This is a genomic window from Aeromonas media, assembly GCF_000819985.1.
Classification (GTDB): Bacteria; Pseudomonadota; Gammaproteobacteria; order Enterobacterales; family Aeromonadaceae; genus Aeromonas; species Aeromonas media.
Window position 1 is genome coordinate 1 of sequence record NZ_CDBZ01000082.1, and the last position, 914, is coordinate 914.

Genomic DNA, 914 nt, shown 5'->3' on the forward strand with positions numbered 1-914 from the left:
CTCGAAAAGCTACAGGCAAAGATCGACAAGCAAGCCCTCAACGGCCGCGATATCTATCAGCGTTTCACCAGCGAAATAGAACCCCTTGAGCGTCAACAGTGCGAGCTCATCTTTGCCCTCGCCAAGCGCCTGGTCGATTTTACGGCTCGCAAGAGCTTTACCCTGTGGCAGCGGGAGACCTTGCACCACTGGATCCACGATCTCATCAGCTATATCGAGTCCAATCCGTTTCGTGGCGAGATGGATTTGGCTCCCCTCTTTCACCAAATCCAAACCAATACCGCCCTGCACATGGATGACGAACAGCTCGACTATCAGTGTGACGTTCTTACCCAGATGCTGATGGAGACTTGTGGCCACTGCCCCGATGACATCGATACCTTGCGCGAGATGCTCAAAAACCCCGATCGGTTGAACGAGTACATGATGAATGCGGCGCGCCAGCATATGGCCGAAGAGTGCAACACCGTCGATAAAGAAGAGGATGCCCGCTTCGACGATGATGAGTTGTTTGCCGATGAGCCTCTCTTCGGCACTGAGCAGCAAGATGCTTTTGCCCACGCGCGCACACGTCGTGAGCAAGAGGAAGAGGCGCGCATCGAACAGTTGTTCAGCAAATCCAGCCTCAAGCAGCTCTATCGCAAGCTCGCCCTGGCGCTGCACCCGGATCGGGAACCCGACCCCGTCATGCAGGCGGAAAAGACCCGCATCATGGGCCAACTCAGCCAGGCCTGGGAAAACAAAGAGATGTTCACCCTGTTGCAGCTGGCCCACACCCACCTGCCCGAGTTCGATAACCTGCTCAGTGACGAGAACCTCGCTTACCTCAACCCGATGCTGAAACGCCAGCTACGCGAGCTCGAAGTCAGCTACTACGGCGGGCAAGACGGGCTAATGGGCGCGGTGCTGCACAA

The 914-nt window shown here is 56.3% G+C and carries 1 protein-coding gene; it reads left to right on the forward strand.

The features are described 5' to 3' along the window. Positions 1-914, forward strand: a 914-nt coding sequence (locus BN1127_RS22385; protein ID WP_042648975.1) for a J domain-containing protein, incomplete at both ends; no start/stop codon positions are given.